The 21,852-nt window shown below is 71.1% G+C and carries 9 protein-coding genes and 11 pseudogenes; 17 read left to right on the top strand and 3 right to left on the bottom strand.

What is annotated here, in order from left to right; all coding sequences use genetic code 11:
• The first annotated feature begins 615 nt into the window (after positions 1–615).
• The gene (locus tag IPJ78_12355) at positions 616–1,098 is read left to right on the top strand and encodes a hypothetical protein (protein MBK7907332.1); all 483 of its coding nucleotides are present in this window, start codon (positions 616–618) and stop codon (positions 1,096–1,098) included.
• Positions 1,008–1,211 carry a hypothetical protein gene (locus tag IPJ78_12350; GenBank protein MBK7907331.1) on the top strand — a complete coding sequence of 68 codons (204 nt, stop codon included), beginning with the start codon at positions 1,008–1,010 and terminating at the stop codon, positions 1,209–1,211. Before IPJ78_12355 ends, IPJ78_12350 begins: the two co-directional genes overlap by 91 nt.
• Positions 1,212–1,941: 730 nt before the next feature.
• Here IPJ78_12350 and IPJ78_12345 read toward each other — a convergent pair.
• Together IPJ78_12345 and IPJ78_12340 are read right to left on the bottom strand one after the other, a co-directional pair.
• Positions 1,942–2,496 carry a tyrosine-type recombinase/integrase gene (locus IPJ78_12345; protein MBK7907330.1) on the bottom strand — a complete coding sequence of 185 codons (555 nt, stop codon included), beginning with the start codon at positions 2,494–2,496 and terminating at the stop codon, positions 1,942–1,944.
• A gap of 1,910 nt (positions 2,497–4,406) precedes the next feature.
• A complete protein-coding gene (locus tag IPJ78_12340; GenBank protein MBK7907329.1) occupies positions 4,407–4,916 on the bottom strand; it encodes a DUF4157 domain-containing protein in 510 nt (169 codons plus the stop codon).
• 1,695 nt (positions 4,917–6,611) lie between these two features.
• Here IPJ78_12340 and IPJ78_12335 point away from each other — a divergent pair.
• The 6 genes and pseudogenes from IPJ78_12335 (at position 6,612) to IPJ78_12310 (ending at position 11,307) form a co-directional block, all read left to right on the top strand.
• The gene (locus IPJ78_12335) at positions 6,612–7,190 is read left to right on the top strand and encodes a 4Fe-4S dicluster domain-containing protein (GenBank protein ID MBK7907328.1); all 579 of its coding nucleotides are present in this window, start codon (positions 6,612–6,614) and stop codon (positions 7,188–7,190) included.
• Position 7,191: 1 nt separating this feature from the next.
• Positions 7,192–7,572, top strand: coding sequence for a cupin domain-containing protein (locus IPJ78_12330; protein MBK7907327.1), 381 nt, complete (start codon positions 7,192–7,194; stop codon positions 7,570–7,572).
• Positions 7,569–8,561, top strand: a complete 993-nt coding sequence (locus IPJ78_12325) for an NTP transferase domain-containing protein (GenBank protein MBK7907326.1) — start codon at positions 7,569–7,571, stop codon at positions 8,559–8,561. Before IPJ78_12330 ends, IPJ78_12325 begins: the two co-directional genes overlap by 4 nt.
• Positions 8,562–8,781: 220 nt before the next feature.
• A pseudogene (locus IPJ78_12320) lies at positions 8,782–10,164 on the top strand (DUF11 domain-containing protein).
• Positions 10,150–10,545, top strand: a pseudogene (locus tag IPJ78_12315) (DUF11 domain-containing protein). Before IPJ78_12320 ends, IPJ78_12315 begins: the two co-directional pseudogenes overlap by 15 nt.
• Before the next feature lie 303 nt (positions 10,546–10,848).
• Positions 10,849–11,307: pseudogene (locus IPJ78_12310) on the top strand (DUF11 domain-containing protein).
• 146 nt (positions 11,308–11,453) lie between these two features.
• On the opposite strand, the gene IPJ78_12305 reads toward IPJ78_12310, so the two are convergent.
• On the bottom strand, positions 11,454–11,834 hold the full coding sequence (locus IPJ78_12305) for a hypothetical protein (GenBank protein MBK7907325.1): 381 nt from the start codon (positions 11,832–11,834) through the stop codon (positions 11,454–11,456).
• Positions 11,835–11,991: 157 nt separating this feature from the next.
• Between IPJ78_12305 and IPJ78_12300 the strand changes: the two are divergent.
• From IPJ78_12300 to IPJ78_12260, 9 genes and pseudogenes are all read left to right on the top strand, one after another.
• Positions 11,992–12,450, top strand: a pseudogene (locus IPJ78_12300) (DUF11 domain-containing protein).
• Positions 12,451–12,753: 303 nt separating this feature from the next.
• Positions 12,754–13,212, top strand: a pseudogene (locus IPJ78_12295) (DUF11 domain-containing protein).
• Between the two features lie 291 nt (positions 13,213–13,503).
• Positions 13,504–13,848, top strand: a pseudogene (locus IPJ78_12290) (DUF11 domain-containing protein).
• 37 nt (positions 13,849–13,885) lie between these two features.
• Positions 13,886–14,356 (top strand): annotated as a pseudogene (locus IPJ78_12285) (DUF11 domain-containing protein).
• A 291-nt stretch (positions 14,357–14,647) separates the two neighbouring features.
• A pseudogene (locus tag IPJ78_12280) lies at positions 14,648–15,118 on the top strand (DUF11 domain-containing protein).
• 291 nt (positions 15,119–15,409) lie between these two features.
• Positions 15,410–15,880, top strand: a pseudogene (locus IPJ78_12275) (DUF11 domain-containing protein).
• Between the two features lie 291 nt (positions 15,881–16,171).
• A pseudogene (locus IPJ78_12270) lies at positions 16,172–16,642 on the top strand (DUF11 domain-containing protein).
• A 291-nt stretch (positions 16,643–16,933) separates the two neighbouring features.
• Positions 16,934–17,404: pseudogene (locus IPJ78_12265) on the top strand (DUF11 domain-containing protein).
• A 127-nt stretch (positions 17,405–17,531) separates the two neighbouring features.
• A partial coding sequence (locus IPJ78_12260) for a DUF11 domain-containing protein (GenBank protein MBK7907324.1) occupies positions 17,532–21,852 on the top strand: 4,321 nt, incomplete at its 3' end.

The following is a 21,852-nucleotide window of genomic DNA, read 5'->3' as shown; positions in this document are numbered from 1 at the left end:
GGTTGCCGGCGCTTTCCTCGCGGCGACACAGCTCGGCGCGTGCGATCAAGCATCTCGCGATGCGCGGTCGAATGAAGTGCAGTTGGAGGGTGAGACGCAGGTGCATAACACTCCGCTGTCGAGTCCTCCCGCGAACTCGACCGACACAGTGAAGACCGCTCGGGGCTGTGGCCCCCCGGATACCGTGCGCACCTCGATTCGAGGAGTCGCGAGACAAGAAGTATTTCCGGGTCCTCCGGGGTATGGAGAGACGCCATCTCTCGACTCTCCAGACACTGTGGTCGTGCTCACACTGCGGACCGCCATCCGATTCTGCGTCGAGGGACCCTATCGCAATGCTGCCTCGGAAGTCCAAACTCTTCGAAAGGTGCAACTCGCGTGGAATCCGCGGTTGCTCTCGGAGGTTGTGGGCGAGGAGGTGACCGTTTTTGGACGCCCGTTCGCAGCCGTCTTCGGCTGGCACCACACGCCAGTACTTATTCGTGTGGATAGCATCCAAGGTGGCCGAGGTCGCGCGGGACCAATCGCCTAACGTCGCGGCGAGCCGCCGCCGCCCGCCGGGGCGGCCGGCGTCGTCAACCGCGATTGGTTGTGAGATTGGGTCAGTCCACGCAGATGGACCCGATCGGGCTGGCGGGTGGGCTCAATCTGTATGGCTACGCGGGCGGGGATCCGATCAACTTTGGGGATCCGTTTGGGCTATGTAAGGTGCGAGTTGGCTGGACCGCAACGCCGGTCGGAATGGGAACGCGCCACGCGTTCATCGAGGTAACGCGACCCGACAATTCACGCGTATTCTTCCGAGGCGGGCCGACGGGAGCGAGCTCATCGGCGTCGAGCAAGAACAGCGCTGACGGATATCTGTCGAATGCGGATGCGACGAGCGCCGAGACAAAGAACGTCAGTCAGAACGGCCAGTCGGTGGCAGGTCCGATTCAGGCTGAATCACAATCGCCAAATGATCCGGGGAACGACTCACAGGGGCCCTCGGTTACGACGCGCCTCTGGTGGACAACGACGAGAGTTGCGCCAAGTATGAGCGCTCCTTCGCATCGTCGGTCAGCAGAATCAATGAAGCGCAGATTGGCTATGGATTGAATCGCAACAGCAACTCTGTGGTGAACACGCTGCTTCTGCGGGCAGGCCTCGGCTTCTTGCAGCCGGGAGGGCGGCGCGCACCGGGCGCGGGGTCCGTCCTGCCGATCTGGTGAACATGGGAGACATTCGGATGCGCTCTGCCACGAGAAGGATCCTGATCGGCGCCGTGCTCGCGCTGTTGATTCTAGGCGTAGTCGTTCCTCGCTATGTCTACAGCAATCGCGTCACGGAGACCGACGTACGGTCTCGGCTCGCCGCGGCGGGAATCGTGGGGCTTGGCCCCGGAGACGTGGCGACTCGACTCGCATCATTGCCGCCTTTCGCGGACTCGCGGATGGTGGTGGGCGAGTACGACCCGGCGACGCGAACACTGTTCGGCAGCATCGGCAACGCGCGACGGCTCGGCCCGTATTCGTGGCGTATCGTGGTCACGGTGCGGTTTGACAGTACTGGGTCCGCAACCTCGTTTGAGACCAAGTACTCTGCGGTGCGCCCACTCTAGTGATCCTTCTCGCGCCGCTCGCCGCGGTACCAGTGTGCAGTCGGGAGCATAGGTAATGGAAGCGTCCGGCAACATGGGTGACGGTCACCCCGCCGCTGCTCCAGTTCAAGGCTGACAACTGGGCCGGGCGAAGGTCTGGGCGAACTCGAACGGGGTCAGAGGGTGACACGCCCCATGTCACACATGTGGCCGAACACGAGTGTTGCCCATGCCGTCCGGCTCTAGCGTACGGGATTTCCCCACCGTGCTTGCCGCGACGACCCGGGTCACCGAAGACGGCCCGTGAGCCGGCGCACCGCACCCCGCACCCTGGTCAGGTCGTCCGCGCCACTCCCGGCCGATCACTCGGGTTCGATCGACGCGGCGCCGCACTCGGCAGGATGCGTGCGGGCATGCACCTCCATCAGCCGCTGCATCGACACGCGCGTGTAGAGCTGCGTGCTCGTGAGGAGCGCGTGGCCGAGCAGCGCCTGCAGGTCCCGGATGTCCGCGCCGGCGTCGTGCATGAGTGTCGCCATCGAGTGCCGGAAGATGTGACAGCTCCCCGCCTTGCCGATGCCCGCGGTGCGAAGACACTGGCGCATCCGGCCCGTCACCATCTTCGGGGTGATCCGCCGCCCACGTCCCGTGAGAAAGAGCGCGGGCTCGTGTGCCGACTCCGCGTGGCGGATGCGCACCGTCTCCACGTAGCGGGCCACCCAGTACTGTGCGCGGCGACCCAGCGGGACGAGCCGTTTGGTCCCACCCTTGCCGCGGCGCACGCGGCGCACGCGGAGCACGCCGCGCGACTCGTCGAGGTCGTGCAGATCGAGCCCGACGAGCTCGACACGGCGGATGCCGGTGGAGTACAGGACCTCGAGCATCGCGCGATCGCGCAGGCCGGCGGTGGTCCGCACGCGCGTCGCGTCGAGGATCGCCTCGACCTCGTCGGCCGGAGAGGACCTGCGGTGGAGTGACGGCCGTGCGGCGGAGCGGGAGGGAGTCCTTCGCGCAGGTCGCGCGTGACGAGTCCCGCCCGGAACGCCCAGGCGAGGAACTGGCGTGCCGCCGAAAGCACGCGGATAATCGCGTTGCGGGATCGGGGAGGCCCAGGAGCACCGAAGATCCTCGAAACCGGCGTGCTCGTCTCGCGCGACAGCAGGGAGCGCTGGAAGGCTTCGAGCGTCTCCACGGTCAGCGCACCGATGGAGTCGACCTCCTGCGCGAGGCAAACCATTCGGAGGAGGTCGAGCGCTCGCATGTGCTGACGGATCGCGTCGGACGGGCGGCCCGCAGCCTCGAGGTGCGCAAGATGGGCGTCGAGCGCGCTGACCAGACTGCCCGTGCGGCCGGCCCACGGCGCGACGGGTCGAACGACACGCGAGCGCCCCGAGGGCGACCGGACCGCTGTTGCCGGCGTCGGCCGGCGTCGATCGCTGAGCAGCGCCTCGATCGCCGGTTCGCCGTGGAGCCGCCGCAGGTCCCGAACGGAGCAGCCCGCCGGTAGGTAGATGATCCGGATCGGTCGGTCCCGCGACGCCGCCGCCAGCAGTTCGACTACCAACGCACGGCCGTCCCGCGTTCCGGCCGCGATGACTCGGAGGGGGCCGGATGACACGGTGAGGAGATGGTCGATGAGACGCGCGCGCCCGTGCGCGTCCGGCACCCTCGCGCACGACGCCACCCAATCGGCGCCATGGCCGCACAGCATCAACGCATCGATCGGGTCGAGCGTGCAGACCAGCTCACGGGCGTGAGCCGCCGCTGGCGGGGTGAAGAGCAGAGCGTCCGGGGCGCCCGAGGGCGCGACGAGTTCCCAGATCGGGTGCCCGGTGCGGGATCCTGAGCGGGCACCGATCGCGGTTGACGTACCAGGCAACGGCACCACGAGGCAACCACGGAGGCGTTCGCGCCCATTGGGCAACAGGAAGCCCTCCGCGATCCACGCCGTGCGCATGACCGCCGCATCGCGTGGCGACCGAGGCAGCAGCGCCCGCTGGACGGTACGGTCGACGAACCCGAGCAGGTGCTCGATGATCGTCGCTCGTGTCGCGAGCCCGTGGCGCTCCAACTGCGCGCACAGCGTTGGGTTGGCCAGCAGGCGCGAATGATAGTGCGCGAGCAGGCGGATGACGGGTCCCGACTCGGCCGCGGCGTCCATGCCCAGTGGACACGCGCGATCGGGTCAGGGTTGCGCGAAGGAGGTGAGCCTTGGGGCTCGCAAGCCGACTGACGCGACCGCCAGGATCAATCGTGCGCTCACGGTCCGGTTGGCACGACGCGGGATCGGGACGTGGCTCCAACCGCACAGAGTATGGGGCCTCCGACGATCCCGGGGCGATTCAGCATCCATCAATCGATGCCACGCGCCACACAATGCCAGCTAGATACTACGGTGACACCCCAGGTTCTTGGATGATCCCGAGTGAATCGACCGTGAATGTGGTCCTTCCCGTCCCGGAAATGACCACAGAGTAGCAACCCGTGGTCAAGGATTGAGCGGGTCCCTTCGTGGCAAAACCCTGCGGCACCACGCCGTAGCGGATCTCACTCATCGGCACAGTTCCGGACGTCGGCCACACGACCCAGTGCGCGGCGGATGCCGGGCTCGATGACGCGCATCGCTCCACTCGCACGACTCCAACATCTACGAGCTCCTTCTCACCCTTCGCCGCGCCGAAATCGAATACTAGCTCCCCTGCGGTTGATCCGCTCCGCACCCACACGGAGGTCTTCTGCGGGCAGGCCGCAAGAAGCAGCGCCAACACAGGCAGTAGAATCGTGCGCAGATGTCTCGTCATAGTCAGCTCCTCGTGACTGCGTGAACTTATGGTATCCGGGCAACCCAACACGCGGCGGTATTGCCTCTCAAGCAGTCTTCGACAATCTGGCCCTGTTGCTCCATCCCATACTGTTCACGCCTACGGCCGTTGAATGAGTACGAGTACGGATTCTGACCTCGCATCTCGGCAATCCGTTCTCGCGCCCCTCGCCTGAGGTACTCAGCGGCTCCCCACTTGTCGTACTGAACTATGTGTTGCACCTCGTGAGCGAGCACCGCGAAGTCGCCGACATTGCCATCGCCCAAGAAGATGTGGTGGCCAAACGTGAAGGACCTCCCGCTGCTGATTCCGAGGATATCCCTCCGTAGCTGATTCATGGCCTTGTCGTCGTTCCCTCGATGCACTTGCACCTTGGAGCAATCAATCTGGTTACAAAAGTCGCCCAGATGCTCTCGCTCGTACGTGGTGAGCGTGTCGGGGGAAAGCCCGAAGGGATCGCTCCAGTTGACGGGATCCCCGCCCGCGTAGCCATAGAGATTGAGCCCGCCAGCCAAGCCGATCGGGTCCTCCTGCGTGAAGGGGACGAAAACCCGCCCCCGCCCCCCCCCCCCCGGCCCTGGGGGGGGGGGGGGGGGGCCGGGGGGGGCATGGGGCGGGGGGGGGGGGGCGGGCGGGGGGGGGGGGGGGGGGGGCGCGCCGCGCGGGGGTGCCGCGCTCGGCGCCGCCCGGGCGCCTCTTCCCGTTCCCGACACCGGCGGCCCTGGGCAGGCACTCCTTCCCGTTCTTCGGCGCGCACGCCCGCGGCCCGCCCCCCCGTCTTTCGCCCCGCGGCGTTGTGGGCGGCCCCGCGCCCCGGGGGTCCCCCGCGGAAAGGCGGCCCCGGGCGGTGCTCCACGCCGGCGTGGGCCCGGGTCGGGGGACACCCCGGGGGCCGGCCCGCGCCCTCCAGTGCGCCGCCGCCGGGGGCGGCGCGGGCGCGGGCCTCTCTGGGGCGCTCTTGACCGCCGACTCCCCGCGGAGCCCCCGGCGGCGCGCCGCCCCCCACTTCGCCCCGCTGGCGCCTCGGTGGTGCGGGCGTGTGTGGTCTGCCCCGCGGGTGCGGCCTTCGCTTCGTGCCGGCGGCTCGCCGCCTCTTCTCGCCGTACCGCCGCCCGCCTTCCACGTCGCCGCCCCTTGCCGCTTCCACGGGCCCCCGGTCGCTGGCTCCGCCCCGAACCCCCGCGGGCCGGGGTTCCCGCCGCCGCCCCGGTCCCCCTCTGGTCGGGGCGGACGCCGGGCCCCCGCTTCTGTCCCGCGGGTGGGGCGGCCCCGCCCGGCCCCGGGGCGGCGCGCGCCCCCCGCGCCGCCGCTCCGCCTGCCCGCGACTCCCCCGGCCCCCACTGTTCGTCTCTTGCCTCCACCTACGCCCCCCGCGGCGGCTTTTGCGCCCGCCGGGGCCTCGCCCCCCTTCTTGGGCGGGTCGGGCGCGCGCCCCCCGGGTCGCCGCCGTTGCCCCCCCCCCGCCCGCCTGCCGCCGGTTCCCCCCCCCGGCCGATCGGGATAGCGGCCCCGGCCCGCCCCCCCCCCCCCCGCGGGGGGGGGGGGGGGGGGGGCCCCCGCCCCGGGGGGGGGGGCGGCGGCCCCCCCCGGGGGGGGGGGGGGGGGGGGCCGCCCCCCCCCGCCCCCCGGGGAACCACCCCCGGGGGGAGGGGGGGGGGGGGGGGGGGGGGGGGGGGGGGGGGGGAAGAACGGCCCCCCCCCCCCCCCCCCCCCCCCCCCCGGGGGGCCCGGGGGGCGCCGCGGGGGGGGCCCCCCGGGGGGGGGGGGGGGGGGGGGGGGGGGGGGGGGGCCCCCCGGGGGCGCGTGGTGGGGGGGGGGGGGGGGGGGCCGGGGTGGTGGGGGGGGGGGGGGCGGCGGGGGGGGGGGCCCCCCCCCCCCCCCCCCCCCCCCCCCCCCCCCCCCCCCCCCCCCCCCCCCCCCCGCGCCGGGGGGGCCCCCCCCCCCCCCCCCCCCCCCCCCCCCCCCCCCCCCCCCCCCCCCCCAACCGCCCCTATTCAGCATGCAAGACCCTCTAGCCCCAAGGCCCAGCCCCGTCGGTCCCTTGTCCACCGGCCTGCCGCTGCCGAAAGCTTGCCGTCGACCTGCTGCTCCGAAAGACCCAGGCGAAGGTGGACGGGCCGCCCGCGAACGGCGCGGAACGTCCGATCCCAGTCGTCGGCCGTCCAAGCCCCCTTTGTCCTTTTCACCCCTTCACTCGTCAATTATCCGCGATGGCGCCTGACGACGGCGACCGGCTCGACCGGCGGGGGTTCTTCACGCAGGGACTGCAGCGCGCGCTCCGCGAAGCGGTGGACGCGCTGAGCGACCGCGTGGCGCCGGGCGTGCATGTCCGTCCGCCGGGGGCGTTGCCGGAGCCGGCGTTCGTGGCGGCGTGCACGCGGTGCGGGGAGTGCGCGACCGCGTGCCCGGTGCACGCGATCACGATGCTCCCGCCGTCGGCGGGGCTCGCGACGGGGACGCCGGTGCTCGACGTGGCCGCGACGGCCTGCATCATGTGCGAGGGGATGCCCTGCGCGACGGCCTGCCCGACGCCGGCGCTGGAGGTGCCGCCGTGGGGCTGGCGCGACGTGCGGATGGCGGAGGTGATGGTCGACCAGGGGCGCTGCATCACCTGGCGCGACGTGGAATGCGGGATCTGCGTGCGGGTCTGCCCGGTGGGCGAGGACGCACTCAGGCTGGATGAGCGTGGCCGCCCCGTGGTGGGTGCGGCCTGTACCGGGTGCGGGCAGTGCATCGCGGCGTGCGTCACGACGCCGTCGAGCCTCGCCGCCACCCCCAAGGGGACTTGAGATGACCGCGAAGGCCGGCTGGTTCGATGTGCGATTCGTGCAGAAGCCGTGGGGCCACGAGACGATCTGGGCCATCACCGAGGACTACGTGGGCAAGGTGCTCCACGTGAAGGCCGGGCACGCGCTCTCGCTCCAGTACCACAACATGAAGGACGAGACGATCCACCTCCTCCGCGGCGAGATGATCTACCGCATCAAGGAAGGCGACCGGCTGGTGGAGGTCCCCTTCAAGGCGGGGCAGAGCTACCGCAACACGCCGGGCACCGTCCACCAGATGGAAGCGGTGACCGACTGCGACATCCTCGAAGCCTCCACCCCGCACCTCGACGACGTGGTGCGCCTCACCGACCGCTACGGCCGCGAAGGGACCTCCAATCCATGAAAGTGATCATCCCGCTGGCCGGGAAGGGCACCCGCCTCCGCCCCCACACGCACACCGTGCCCAAGCCGATGCTCAAGGTGGCCGGCAAGCCGGTGATGGACTACGTGATGGAGGACGTCGCGCGCCTCAAGGGCGTGGAGCAGGTCGTCTACATCACCGGGCACCTGAAGGAGACCGTCGAGAAGCACGCCCGCGCGACGTACGCGATCCCGGGGGTCTACGTCGAGCAGAAGGTGCAGGACGGCACCGCCGGCGCGGTGGAACTCGCGCGCCCGTACGTGGACCAGCCGGTCCTCATCATCTTCGTGGACACGATCTTCGACGCCGACCTCTCGATCGTCGAGACGTCCACGGACGACGGCATCATCTGGACCAAGGAAGTGGAGGACTACCAGCGCTTCGGCGTGGTGGTGACCGACGCCAACGGCCACATGACGCAGATCGTCGAGAAGCCGAGCACGCCCATCTCCAAGCGGGCGAACATCGGGCTCTACTACATCAAGAACTGGCAGCTGCTGTACGAGGGCATCGCGCACGTGCTCAAGCAGCCGGCGAACAAGGGCGAGTTCTACCTCACCGACGCCTTCCAGTACATGATCGACAAGGGCGCGAAGATCCGCGTGGTCGATGTCGAGGGCTGGTACGACGCGGGGAAGCTCGACACGCTGCTCGAGACCAACCGCACGATGCTCGAGAAGGGGCGGGCGTCGATCCCCAATCGGGGTCTCAAGAACGTCGAGGTGGTGGACCCGGTCCGCATCGAGGACGGGGCGATCGTCACCGACTGCATCCTCGGTCCCAACGTGGTGATCGGGGCGGGGAGCACGGTCACCAACTGCACGCTGCGCGACGTGATCATCGGGGACCGGTCAGTCCTGGTCTCCTGCGTCCTGACCGACTCGATGATCGGGGACCAGGCGCATCTGGAGGGGATCACGGGGTCGGTGACGCTGGGAGACCACGCCGAGGTGCACGGACTCCGGGCGTGACGGGGTCGGGCGCGACATTCTGGCACCGTCACTACGTGAAAGAATGTGACACCGCCTCTTTTTCGACACTCGGAGAATGTGAGAATCCGAGTGTGAGCAATCCCCGCCACCGCCAGGGAGCCGCGGCCTGACCGCGCTCCCGTCGCTCCTCGATCGCTGGCTCCACCGGTTCGCGCGCCGACGCGCGACGGCGGTCGCGGCGTTCCTGGGCGTGCTGTCGATGGTGGGCGCGACGCGCGCCGCCGAGGCGCAGCTCTACGTCTATAGTATCAACCAGAACACGATCCGGGCGATCGGCCTCGCGACGGGGCTGCCGGTCACCGTCTACACCGGACTCGTGGGGGGCCAGAAGGCCTCGCTGGCGCAGCGGACCTCCGACGGCCTCATGGCGTTCATCGCCGGGACCGCGGGCAACGACTCCGTCTTCACCTGGAACCCGAACACGCCGGCGACGGCGCCGGTGTTCCTCGGGCGCACCGGCGCCGGCGTGCCATACCTCCCGCGCCTGACGTTCGACGCGGCGGGCACGCTGCACGCGATGAACACCGCCTCGACGCAGCGCTACACGATCTCGCTCGTGAACGGCGCGGCGACCACGGCGGGGGCGGCGATCACCGGGATCCCCAGCGGCGGCGGCGACATGGCGTTCGCGCCGAACGGCACGCTCTACGCCGTGATCGGGACGACGGTCTACACCATCCCGCTCGCAGGCGGCGCGGCCACGGGCTCGGCGATCACCGGCATGGCGGGCACGGCCACCGGCGCGGCGTTCGATCGGCAGGGGCGGCTCCTCGTCTCCAACTCGGCGACGAGCTCGATCATCTACTCGGTCCCGCTCGGCGGCGGCGCGGCGACGGCGCTGCTCACCACGGGCTTCGACATCGGCGACCTCGGCAGCGTGCTCGCGGTGGACCTGCGGATCACCAAGTCGCACGTCGGCAACTTCACGCAAGGGCAGACGAACGCGCAGTACACGGTGACCGTCCGCGACTCGGGCAACGTCGCGACGTCGGGCGTGGTGACGATGCTCGACACGCTCCCGGCCGGGCTCACGCCCACGGCGGCGACCGGGACAGGCTGGACCTGCGGCATCGTGGGCCAGGTGGTGACCTGCACGCGCTCCGATGCGCTCGCCTCGGGCGGGGCCTACCCTGCGGTCACCATCACCTCGACGGTGAGCGGGACCGCGGCGGCGACGGTCACCAACACGGCGCGCACGAGCGGCGGCACGCAACCGACGGGGCACGGCCTGCTCACGGGCAACGACCTCGCGTCGGACCCGACGACCGTCAACGCGCAGACCGACCTGATCATCGCGAAGTCCCACACGGGGAGCTTCACCGTCGGCGTGAACGGCGTGTACTCGCTCGTCGTGACGAACCAGGGTCGATTGGCGAGCGCCGGCACCGTGACGGTGCTCGACACCCTGCCGACGGGGCTGAGCTTCGTCTCGGGGACGGGCGGCGGCTTCGCCTGCGCGGCGGCGGGCCAGGTGGTCACCTGCACCTCGGCGACGGTGATCGCGGCGAACGGTGGCACCTCGACGATCACGCTCACCGTGGGCGTCGCGGCCGCGGCCGCGACGAGCGTGACCAACCGGGCGCGGGTGTCGGGCGGCGGCGAGCCGGCGACGCTCAACGGCAACAACGTGAGCGCGAACGACGTCACCGCGGTGATCCCCTCGGCGAACCTCGCGATCACCAAGACCGACGGCGTCACGGCGGTGAACCAGAACGGGACGCTCACGTACACGATCGTCGCGTCGAACGCGGGGCCGAGTGCGGTGACCGCGGCGACGGTGGCGGACAACTTCCCGGCGAGCGTGACGGGCGCGACCTGGACCTGCGCCGCGAGCGTGGGGTCGAGCTGCCCGGCGAGCGGGAGCGGGAACCTCGCGGCGAGCGTGAACCTGCTGAGCGGCGGCTCGGTCACCTTCACCGTGACGGCGACGGCGAGCGGCGCGGGGACGATCACCAACACGGCGACCGTGACGGTGCCGGTGGGCACGACCGACCCGACGCCGGCGAACAACACGGCGACGGACAACAACACCGTCATCACGCCGACGGCCGACCTGTCGATCAGCAAGAGCGACGGCGTGACGGGCGTCAATCAGAACGGCACGGTGACGTACACGATCGTCGCGTCGAACGCGGGGCCGAGCGCGGTGACGGCGGCGACGGTGACGGACAACTTCCCGGCGTCGCTGACGGGCGCGACCTGGACGTGCACCGCGAGCGCGGGATCGAGCTGCCCGGCGAGCGGGTCGGGCAATCTCGCGGCGTCGGTGAACCTGCTGAGCGGCGGGACGGCGACGTTCACGGTGACGGCGACGGCGTCGGGCTCGGGGACGATCTCCAACACCGCGACGATCGCGGCGCCGGTGGGGACGAACGACCCGGCGGGGAACAACTCGGCGACCGACAACAACACCGTCATCACGCCGACGGCGGACCTGTCGATCACCAAGACCGACGGCGTGACGGGCGTCAATCAGAACGGCACGGTCACGTACACGATCGTCGCGTCGAACGCCGGCCCGAGCGCGGTGACCGCGGCGACGGTGACGGACAACTTCCCGGCGTCGGTCACGGGTGCCACGTGGACCTGTACGGCGAGCGCGGGATCGGTCTGCCCGGCGAGCGGGAGCGGCAACCTCGCCGCGTCGGTGAACCTGCTCTCCGGCGGGTCGGCGACCTTCACCGTGACCGCGACGGCGAGCGGGTCGGGGACGATCTCCAACACCGCGACCATCGCGGCGCCGGTGGGGACGAACGATCCCGCGGGGAACAACAGCGCGACGGACAACAACACGGTCATCACGCCGACGGCGGACCTGTCGATCAGCAAGACCGACGGCGTGACCGGGGTCAATCAGAACGGCACCGTCACCTACACGATCGTCGCGTCGAACGCGGGGCCGAGCGCGGTGACGGCGGCGACGGTGACCGACAACTTCCCGGCGGCGCTGACGGGGGCGACCTGGACGTGTACGGCGAGCGCCGGCTCGGTCTGTCCGGCGAGCGGGTCTGGGAATCTCGCCGCGTCGGTGAACCTGCTGAGCGGCGGCACGGCGACCTTCACGGTGACGGCGACGGCGAGCGGGTCGGGGACGATCTCGAACACCGCGACGATCGCGGCGCCGGTGGGCGTGAACGATCCGGCGGGCAACAACAGCGCGACCGACAACAACACGGTCATCACGCCGACGGCGAACCTCGCGATCACGAAGACCGACGGCGTGACCGGGGTGAACCAGAACGGCACGGTCACCTACACGATCGTCGCGTCGAACGCAGGCCCGAGCGCGGTGACGGCGGCGACGGTGACCGACAACTTCCCGGCATCGGTCACGGGTGCGACGTGGACCTGCACGGCGAGTGCCGGGTCGAGCTGCCCGGCGAGCGGGAGCGGGAATCTCGCGGCGTCGGTGAACCTGCTGAGCGGCGGCACGGCGACCTTCACCGTGACGGCGACGGCGAGCGGGTCGGGGACGATCTCCAACACCGCGACGATCACCGCGCCGGTGGGCGTGAACGATCCGGCCGGCAACAACTCGGCGACCGACAACAACACGGTCATCACGCCGACGGCCGACCTGTCGATCACGAAGACCGACGGCGTGACGGGCGTCAACCAGAACGGCACGGTCACCTACACGATCGTGGCGTCGAACGCCGGCCCGAGTGCGGTGACGGCGGCGACGGTGACCGACAACTTCCCGGCGTCGCTGACGAGTGCGACGTGGACCTGCACCGCGAGCGCCGGGTCGGTGTGCCCGGCGAGCGGGAGCGGCAACCTCGCGGCGTCGGTGAACCTGCTCTCCGGCGGCACGGCGACCTTCACCGTGACGGCGACGGCGAGCGGGTCGGGGACGATCTCGAACACCGCGACGATCACGGCGCCGGGTGGCGTGAACGATCCCGCCGGCAACAACAGCGCGACCGACGCGAACACGGTCATCACGCCGACCGCGGATCTGGCGATCACGAAGACCGACGGCGTGACGGGCGTCAATCAGGGTGGGACCGTCACCTACACCATCGTCGCGTCGAACGCGGGGCCGAGTGCGGTGACGGCGGCGACGGTGACGGACAACTTCCCGGCGTCGCTGACGGCCGCCACGTGGACCTGCACGGCGAGTGCCGGCTCGGTCTGCCCGGCGAGCGGCAGCGGCAACCTCGCCGCGTCGGTGAACCTGCTGAGTGGTGGCACGGCGACCTTCACCGTGACGGCGACGGCGAGCGGGTCGGGCACCATCTCGAACACCGCGACGATCGCCGCGCCGGTGGGCGTCAACGACCCGGCGGGCAACAACAGCGCGACCGACAACAACACGGTCATCACGCCGACGGCGGACCTGTCGATCACGAAGACCGACGGCGTGACGGGCGTGAACCAGAACGGCACCGTCACCTACACGATCGTCGCGTCCAACGCGGGCCCGAGCGCGGTGACGGCGGCGACGGTGACGGACAACTTCCCGGCCAGCGTGACGAGCGCGACCTGGACCTGCGCCGCGACCGCGGGCTCGAGCTGCGCGGCGAGCGGGTCGGGCAATCTCGCCACGTCGGTGAACCTGCTCTCCGGCGGGTCGGCGACCTTCACCGTGACGGCGACGGCGAGCGGGTCGGGGACCATCTCCAACACCGCGACGATCACCGCGCCGGTGGGCGTGAACGACGCGCCGGGGAACAACAGCGCGACCGACGCGAACACGGTCATCACGCCGACGGCGGATCTGTCGATCACCAAGACCGACGGCGTGACGGGCGTGAACCAGAACGGCACGGTGACGTACACGATCGTCGCGTCGAACGCCGGCCCGTCCACGGCGACCGGCGCGACGGTGACGGACAACTTCCCGGCGGCACTCACCGGCGCGACGTGGACCTGCACCGCGAGCGCGGGGTCGAGCTGCCCGGCGAGCGGGAGCGGCAACATCAGCGCGAGCGTCACGCTGCTCTCGGGCGGCACCGCGACGTTCACGGTGACGGCGACGGCGAGCGGCTCGGGGACGATCTCCAACACCGCGACGATCGCGGCCCCGGTGGGCGTGAACGATCCCGCCGGCAACAACTCGGCGACCGACGCCAACACGGTCATCACGCCGACGGCGGATCTGAGCATCACCAAGACCGACGGCGTGACGGGCGTGAACCAGGGTGGCACGGTCACCTACACCATCGTCGCGTCCAATGCGGGGCCGTCGACGGCGACCGGCGCGACGGTGACCGACAACTTCCCGGCGGCGCTCACCGGCGCGACCTGGACCTGCACCGCGAGCGCCGGCTCGAGCCTGCCCGGCGAGCGGGAGCGGGAACATCAGCGCGAGCGTCACGCTGCTCTCGGGCGGCACGGCGACCTTCACCGTCACGGCGACGGCGAGCGGCTCGGGGACGATCTCCAACACGGCGACGATCGCGGCGCCGGTGGGCGTGAACGACCCGGCGGGCAACAACACGGCGACGGACAACAACACCGTCATCACGCCGACGGCGAATCTCGCGATCACCAAGACCGACGGCGTGACCGGGGTGAACCAGGGCGGCACGGTCACGTACACGATCGTCGCGTCGAACGCGGGTCCCTCGGCGGTCACGGCCGCGACGGTCACGGACAACTTCCCGGCGAGCGTGAGCAGCGCGACGTGGACCTGCGCCGCCAGTGCCGGCTCGGTCTGCCCGGCGAGCGGGAGCGGCAATCTCGCGGCGTCGGTGAACCTGCTCTCGGGCGGCACCGCGACCTTCACGGTGACGGCGACCGCCAGCGGGTCGGGGACGATCTCGAACACGGCGACGATCGCGGCACCCGTTGGCGTGAACGACCCCGCCGGCAACAACTCGGCGACGGACAACAACACGGTCATCACGCCGACGGCCGACCTCTCGATCACCAAGACCGACGGCGTCACGGGCGTCAACCAGGGCGGCACGATCACCTACACGATCGTCGCCTCGAACGCCGGCCCGTCCACGGCGACGGGTGCGACGGTCACCGACAACTTCCCGGCCGCGCTCACGAGTGCGACCTGGACCTGCACCGCGAGCGCGGGGTCGAGCTGCCCGGCGAGCGGGAGCGGCAACATCAGCGCGAGCGTGACGCTGCTCTCGGGCGGCACGGCGACCTTCACCGTGACGGCGACGGCGAGCGGATCCGGGACGATCTCCAACACGGCGACGATCGCGGCCCCGGTGGGCCTGAACGACCCGGCCGGCAACAACTCGGCGACCGACGCGAACACGGTCATCACGCCGACGGCCGACCTGTCGATCACCAAGACCGACGGCGTGACGGGCGTGAACCAGGGCGGGACCGTCACCTACACGATCGTCGCGTCGAACGCGGGCCCCAGCGCGGTGACGGCAGCGACGGTGACCGACATCCTCCCGGCGCAGCTCACGAGCGCGACCTGGACCTGCACCGCGAGTGCGGGCTCGGTCTGCCCGGCGAGCGGGAGCGGCAACCTCGCGGCGTCGGTGAACCTGCTCTCCGGCGGCACGGCGACCTTCACCGTGACGGCGACGGCGAGCGGCGCGGGCACGATCTCGAACACCGCGACGATCACCGGCCCGGGCGGCACGAACGATCCCGCCGGCAACAACTCGGCGACCGACAACAACACCGTCATCACGCCGACCTCCGACCTCTACATCACGAAGGACGACGGCGTCACGAGCGTCAACCAGAACGGGACGCTCACCTATTCGATCGCCGCGGTGAACGCCGGGCCGAGCACCGCGACCGGTGCGACGGTGACGGACGTCTTCCCGGCGAACGTCACCGGCGTCACCTGGACCTGCACCGCGAGCGCGGGGTCGAGCTGCCCGGCGAGCGGGAGCGGCAACATCAATGCCTCGGTGACGCTCCTCTCCGGCGGCTCGGCGATCTTCACGGTCACCGCCACGGCGAGCGGCTCGGGCACGATCACCAACACGGCGACGGTGACGGCGCCGGTGGGCACGAACGACCCGGCCGGGAACAACACGGCGACGGACAACAACACCGTCATCACGCCGACGGCGGACCTGAGCATCACGAAGACCGACGGCGTGACGGGCGTGAACCAGAACGGCACGGTCACCTACACGATCGTGGCGTCGAACGCCGGGCCGTCCACGGCGACCGGCGCGACGGTCACCGACAACTTCCCGGCGGCGCTCACCGGCGCGACCTGGACCTGTTCGGCCAGCGCGGGGTCGAGTTGCCCGGCGAGCGGCAGCGGGAACATCAGCGCGAGCGTCACGCTGCTCTCCGGCGGGACGGCGACCTTCACGGTCACCGCGACGGCGAGCGGGTCGGGGACGATCTCCAACACGGCGACGATCGCGGCCCCGGTGGGCGTCAACGACCCGGCGGGCAACAACTCGGCGACCGACGCGAACACGGTCATCACGCCGACGGCGGACCTGTCGATCACCAAGACCGACGGCGTGACCGGCGTCAACCAGAACGGCACGGTCACCTACACCATCGTCGCGTCGAACGCCGGCCCGTCCACGGCGACCGGCGCGACGGTGACGGACAACTTCCCGGCGGCGCTCACCGGCGCGACCTGGACCTGCTCGGCGAGCGCGGGCTCGAGCTGCCCGGCGAGCGGGAGCGGCAACATCAGCGCGAGCGTGACGCTGCTCTCCGGCGGCACCGCGACCTTCACGGTGACGGCGACGGCGAGCGGCTCCGGCACGATCTCCAACACGGCGACGATCACCGCGCCGGTGGGCGTGAACGATCCGGCGGGCAACAACAGCGCGACCGACGCGAACACCGTCATCACGCCGACGGCGGACCTGAGCATCACGAAGACCGACGGCGTGACGGGCGTGAACCAGAACGGCACGGTCACCTACACGATCGTCGCGTCGAACGCCGGGCCGAGCGCGGTGACCGCAGCGACGGTGACCGACAACTTCCCGGCGTCGCTCACCGGCGCGACCTGGACCTGCACCGCGAGCGCCGGCTCGGTCTGCCCGGCGAGCGGCAGCGGCAACCTCGCGGCGTCAGTGAACCTGCTCTCGGGTGGCACGGCGACCTTCACGGTGACCGCGACGGCGAGCGGGTCGGGCACGATCTCGAACACCGCGACCATCGCAGCCCCGGTCGGCACGAACGACCCCGCCGGCAACAACTCGGCGACCGACGCGAACACCGTCATCACGCCGACGGCCGACCTGTCGATCACCAAGACGGACGGCGTGACCGGGGTGAACCAGGGCGGGACGGTCACCTACACGATCGTCGCGTCGAACGCCGGACCGTCCACGGCCACCGGTGCGACGGTCACGGACAACTTCCCGGCGTCGCTGACGAGTGCGACCTGGACCTGCACCGCGAGCGCGGGCTCGACCTGCCCGGCGAGCGGGAGCGGGAACATCAGTGCGAGCGTGACGCTGCTCTCGGGTGGCACGGCGACCTTCACGGTCACGGCGACGGCGAGCGGGTCGGGGACGATCAGCAACACGGCGACGATCGCCGCCCCGGGCGGCGTGAACGATCCGGCGGGCAACAACTCGGCGACCGACGCCAACACCGTCATCACGCCGACCGCGGACCTGAGCATCACCAAGACCGACGGCGTGACCGGCGTGAACCAGGGCGGCACCGTCACCTACACCATCGTCGCGTCGAACGCGGGCCCGTCGGCGGTCACGGGCGCGACGGTCACGGACATCTTCCCCGCCACCGTCACGAGCGCGAGCTGGACCTGCGCCGCGAGCGCCGGCTCGAGCTGCCCCGCGAGCGGCACCGGAAACGTCTCGGCGGGCGTGAACCTGCTCTCGGGCGGCACCGCGACCTTCACCGTCACGGCGACGGCGAGCGGGTCGGGGACGATCTCGAACACCGCGACGATCACCGCGCCCCGTCGGGACCAACGACCCGGCCGGCAACAACTCGGCGACGGACGCCAACACCGTCATCACGCCGACGGCCGACCTGTCGATCACCAAGGCGCTCAGCTCCGGCACGCCCGTGCCGGGGTCCGCGGCGACCTGGACCATCGCGGTGAGCAACGCCGGCCCGAGCGCGGTCACCGGCGCGACGGTCACCGACAACTTCCCGGCGATCGTCAGCGGCGTCACCTGGACGTGCACGGCCACCGCCGGCTCGGCCTGTCCGGCGGCGAGCGGCAGCGGGAACCTCGCCGCGAGCGTGAACGTGCTGAGCGGCGGCACGGTGACGTTCACGGCGACCGGCACGATCTCGGCGAGCGCGACCGGCACGCTGGCCAACACGGCGACCGTCGCGGCGCCGGTCGGCACGAACGACCCCGCGGGGAACAACAGCGCGACCGCGAGCGACGCGCTGGTGCCGTCCGCCGACGTGGCGATCACCGCGACCGGCTCGGCGTCGGTCGTGCCCGGCAACACCGTCACGTACACGCTGACCATCACCAACAACGGCCCGTCGGACGCGCTCGCGGTGAGCGTGGCGAACGCGACGCCGAGCGGGCTGACGTTCGTCTCGACGAGCGGCGACTGCACGACGGCGTTCCCCTGCGCGCTCGGCACGCTCGCGCCGGGCGACACGCGCACGATCGTCGTCACCTACACGGTGCCGGCGGGCTACACCACGCCGGCGCCGATCGTGAACACGGCGACGGTCTCGAGCACGACGGCGGATCCGGCGTCGGTCAACAACACGGCGAGCGTCTCGACCACGGTGAGCGCGCCGGTGGCGGACCTGACGATCACCAAGACCGACGGCGCCGCGAGCGCGGTGCCGGGCAACCCGATCACCTACACGATCACGGCGTCGAACGCCGGACCCAGCACGGCGCTCGGCTCGACCATCACCGACAACTTCCCGGCGTCGATCACCGGCGTGACCTGGACCTGCGTCGCCTCGGGCGGCGCGGTCTGCCCGGCCTCGGGCAGCGGCAACCTCGCGGCGAGCGTCGATCTCCCGCCGGGCGGGGCGGTCACGATCACGGCGACGGGCACGATCGATCCCGCGGCGACGGGGACGCTCTCGAACACGGCGACCGCGACGCCGCCGGTGGGCACGACCGACCCGACGCCGGCGACGAGCACCGACGCGAACACGCTGGCGCCGAGCGCGGACCTCGCGCTCTCGAAGACCGGGCCGCCCACGATCGTGCCGGGCACGAACATCAGCTACACGATCACCGTCACCAACAACGGTCCCTCGAGCGCGACGACGGTCTCGGTCGCCGACCCGACGCCGTCGGGCCTGACGTTCGTGAGCACGACGGGCGACTGCACGACCACGTTCCCCTGCGCGCTGGGCACGCTGGCGCCGGGCGCGACGCGGACGATCGTCGCGACCTATGCGGTGCCGTCGACGTACACGACGCCCGACCCGATCGAGAACACGGCGACGGTGTCGAGCGCGACGACGGATGCGGTGGCGGGGAACAACAGCGCGACGGCGAGCACCGCGGTGGTGGTGACGGCGGACCTGTCGATCACCAAGACCGACGGCGTGACCGGCGTGAACCAGAACGGCACCGTGACGTACACGATCGTCGCGTCGAACGCGGGGCCGAGCGCGGTGACGGGCGCGACGGTGACGGACAACTTCCCGGCTTCGCTCTCGAGCGCGAGCTGGACCTGCGTGGCGAGCGCCGGCTCGAGCTGCGCGGCGAGCGGCTCGGGGAACCTCGCCGAGAGCGTGGACCTGCTGAGCGGCGGCACTGCGACGTTCACGGTGACGGCGACGGCGAGCGGGTCGGGGACGATCTCGAACACCGCGACGATCGCGGCGCCGGTGGGCGTGACGGACGCGCCGGGGAACAACAGCGCGACGGATGCCAACACGGTCATCACGCCGACGGCCGACCTGTCGATCACGAAGACCGACGGCGTGACGAGCGTGAACCAGAATGGAACGGTCACGTACACGATCGTGGCGTCGAACGCGGGGCCGAGCGCGGTGACGGGGGCGACGGTCACCGACAACTTCCCGGCGGCGCTGAGCGGCGCGACGTGGACCTGCAGCGCGACCGCGGGCTCGGTCTGCCCGGCGAGCGGCTCGGGCAACCTCGCCGCGACGGTCGACCTGCTGTCCGGCGGTTCGGCGACCTTCACCGTGACGGCGACGGCGAGCGGGTCGGGGACGATCTCGAACACCGCGACGATCACCGCGCCGGTGGGCACGAACGACCCGGCCGGCAACAACTCGGCGACGGACGGCAACACCGTCATCACGCCGACGGCGGACCTGTCGATCACGAAGACCGACGGTGTCACCGCCGTCAATCAGAACGGGACCGTCACCTACACGATCGTCGCGTCGAACGCGGGGCCGTCGACGGCGACCGGCGCGACGGTGACGGACAACTTCCCGGCCGCACTCACCGGCGCGACCTGGACCTGCAGCGCGAGCGCCGGATCGAGCTGCCCGGCGAGCGGGAGCGGGAACATCAGCGCGAGCGTGACGCTGCTCTCGGGCGGCACGGCGACCTTCACGGTCACGGCGACGGCGAGCGGGTCGGGCACCATCTCCAACACGGCGACGATCGCCGCGCCGGTGGGCGTGAACGATCCCGCGGGCAACAACAGCGCGACCGACGCGAACACGGTCATCACGCCGACCGCGGACCTGAGCATCACCAAGACCGACGGCGTGACGAGCGTGAACCAGAACGGGACGCTCACCTACACCATCGTCGCGTCGAACGCGGGGCCGAGCGCGGTCACCGGGGCGACGGTCACCGACAACCTCCCGGCGGCGCTGAGCGGCGCGACCTGGACCTGCGTGGCGAGCGCGGGCTCGAGCTGCGCGGCGAGCGGCTCGGGGAACATCGCCGAGAGCGTGGACCTGCTGAGCGGCGGCACGGCGACCTTCACGGTCACCGTGACGGCGAGCGGGTCGGGGACGATCTCCAACACCGCGACGATCACCGCGCCGGTGGGCACGAACGATCCCGCCGGCAACAACTCGGCGACCGACGCGAACACCGTCATCACGCCGACCGCGGACCTGTCGATCACCAAGACCGACGGCGTCACCGCGGTGAACCAGAACGGCACGGTCACCTACACCATCGTCGCGTCGAACGCGGGTCCGAGCGCGGTGACGGGGGCGACGGTCACGGACAACTTCCCGGCCTCGCTCACGGGCGCGACCTGGACCTGCACGGCCAGCGGCGGCTCCGTCTGCCCGGCGAGCGGCTCGGGCAACCTCGCCGCGACGGTGGACCTGCTCTCCGGCGGCACGGCGACCTTCACGGTCACGGCCACCGCGAGCGGGTCGGGGACGATCTCGAACACGGCGACGATCGCCGCCCCGGTGGGCGTGAACGATCCCGCGGGGAACAACTCGGCGACCGACGGGAACACCGTCATCGCGCCGACGGCGGACCTGTCGATCACGAAGACCGACGGCGTGACGGGCGTGAACCAGGGTGGGACGCTCACCTACACGATCGTCGCGTCGAACGCCGGTCCGTCCGCCGTGACGGGCGCGACGGTCACGGACATCTTCCCGGCGAGCGTGACGAGCGCGAGCTGGACCTGCGTCGCGAGCGCCGGCTCGAGCTGCCCGGCGAGCGGCACCGGCAACGTCTCGGCGTCGGTGAGCCTCCTCTCCGGCGGCACGGCCACCTTCACCGTCACGGCCATCGCCTCGGGATCGGGGACGATCTCCAACACGGCGACGGTCACGGCGCCCGTGGGCACGAACGATCCCGCGGGGAACAACAGCGCGACCGACGGCAACACCGTCATCACGCCGACCGCTGACCTCTCGATCACCAAGACGCTCACCTCGGGGACGCCGGTCCCGGGCGCGAGCGCGACCTACACCATCGCGGTGAGCAATGCCGGCCCGAGCGCGGTCACCGGCGCGACGGTCACCGACAACTTCCCGGCGATCCTCACGAGCGTCACGTGGAGCTGCACGGCGACCGCCGGCTCCGCCTGTCCCGCCGCCACCGGCAGCGGTGACCTGAGCGCGAGCGTGAACGTGCTGAGCGGCGGCACCGTGACGTTCACCGCGACGGGGACCATCGCCGCGAGCGCGACCGGGAGTCTCGTCAACACGGCGACGGTCACCGCGCCGGTGGGGACGAACGATCCGGCGGGCAACAACTCCGCGACCGCGACCGATGCGCTCGTTCCGGAGGCCGATGTCGCGATCTCGGCCACCGGCTCGGCGTCGGTGGTGCCGGGGAACAACGTCACGTACACCTACACGATCACCAACAACGGGCCGTCGGACGCGCTCGCCGTGAGCGTCGCGAGTGCGACGCCGAGCGGGCTGACGTTCGTCTCGACGAGCGGGGACTGCACGACGGCGTTCCCCTGCGCGCTCGGCACGCTCGCGCCGG

This window comes from Gemmatimonadota bacterium (genome assembly GCA_016714015.1).
Classification (GTDB): Bacteria; Gemmatimonadota; Gemmatimonadetes; order Gemmatimonadales; family Gemmatimonadaceae; genus Pseudogemmatithrix.
The sequence above is the reverse complement of the archived record's forward strand: the minus strand, read 5'-3'. Positions and strand labels throughout refer to the sequence as shown.

Coding starts and splice junctions, on each gene's coding strand:
- IPJ78_12325 (MBK7907326.1), top strand. CDS start 7,569: ATGAAAGTGATCATCCCGCTGGCCGGGAAGGGCACCCGCCTCCGCCCC.
- IPJ78_12355 (MBK7907332.1), top strand. CDS start 616: ATGGACCCGATCGGGCTGGCGGGTGGGCTCAATCTGTATGGCTACGCG.
- IPJ78_12335 (MBK7907328.1), top strand. CDS start 6,612: ATGGCGCCTGACGACGGCGACCGGCTCGACCGGCGGGGGTTCTTCACG.
- IPJ78_12330 (MBK7907327.1), top strand. CDS start 7,192: ATGACCGCGAAGGCCGGCTGGTTCGATGTGCGATTCGTGCAGAAGCCG.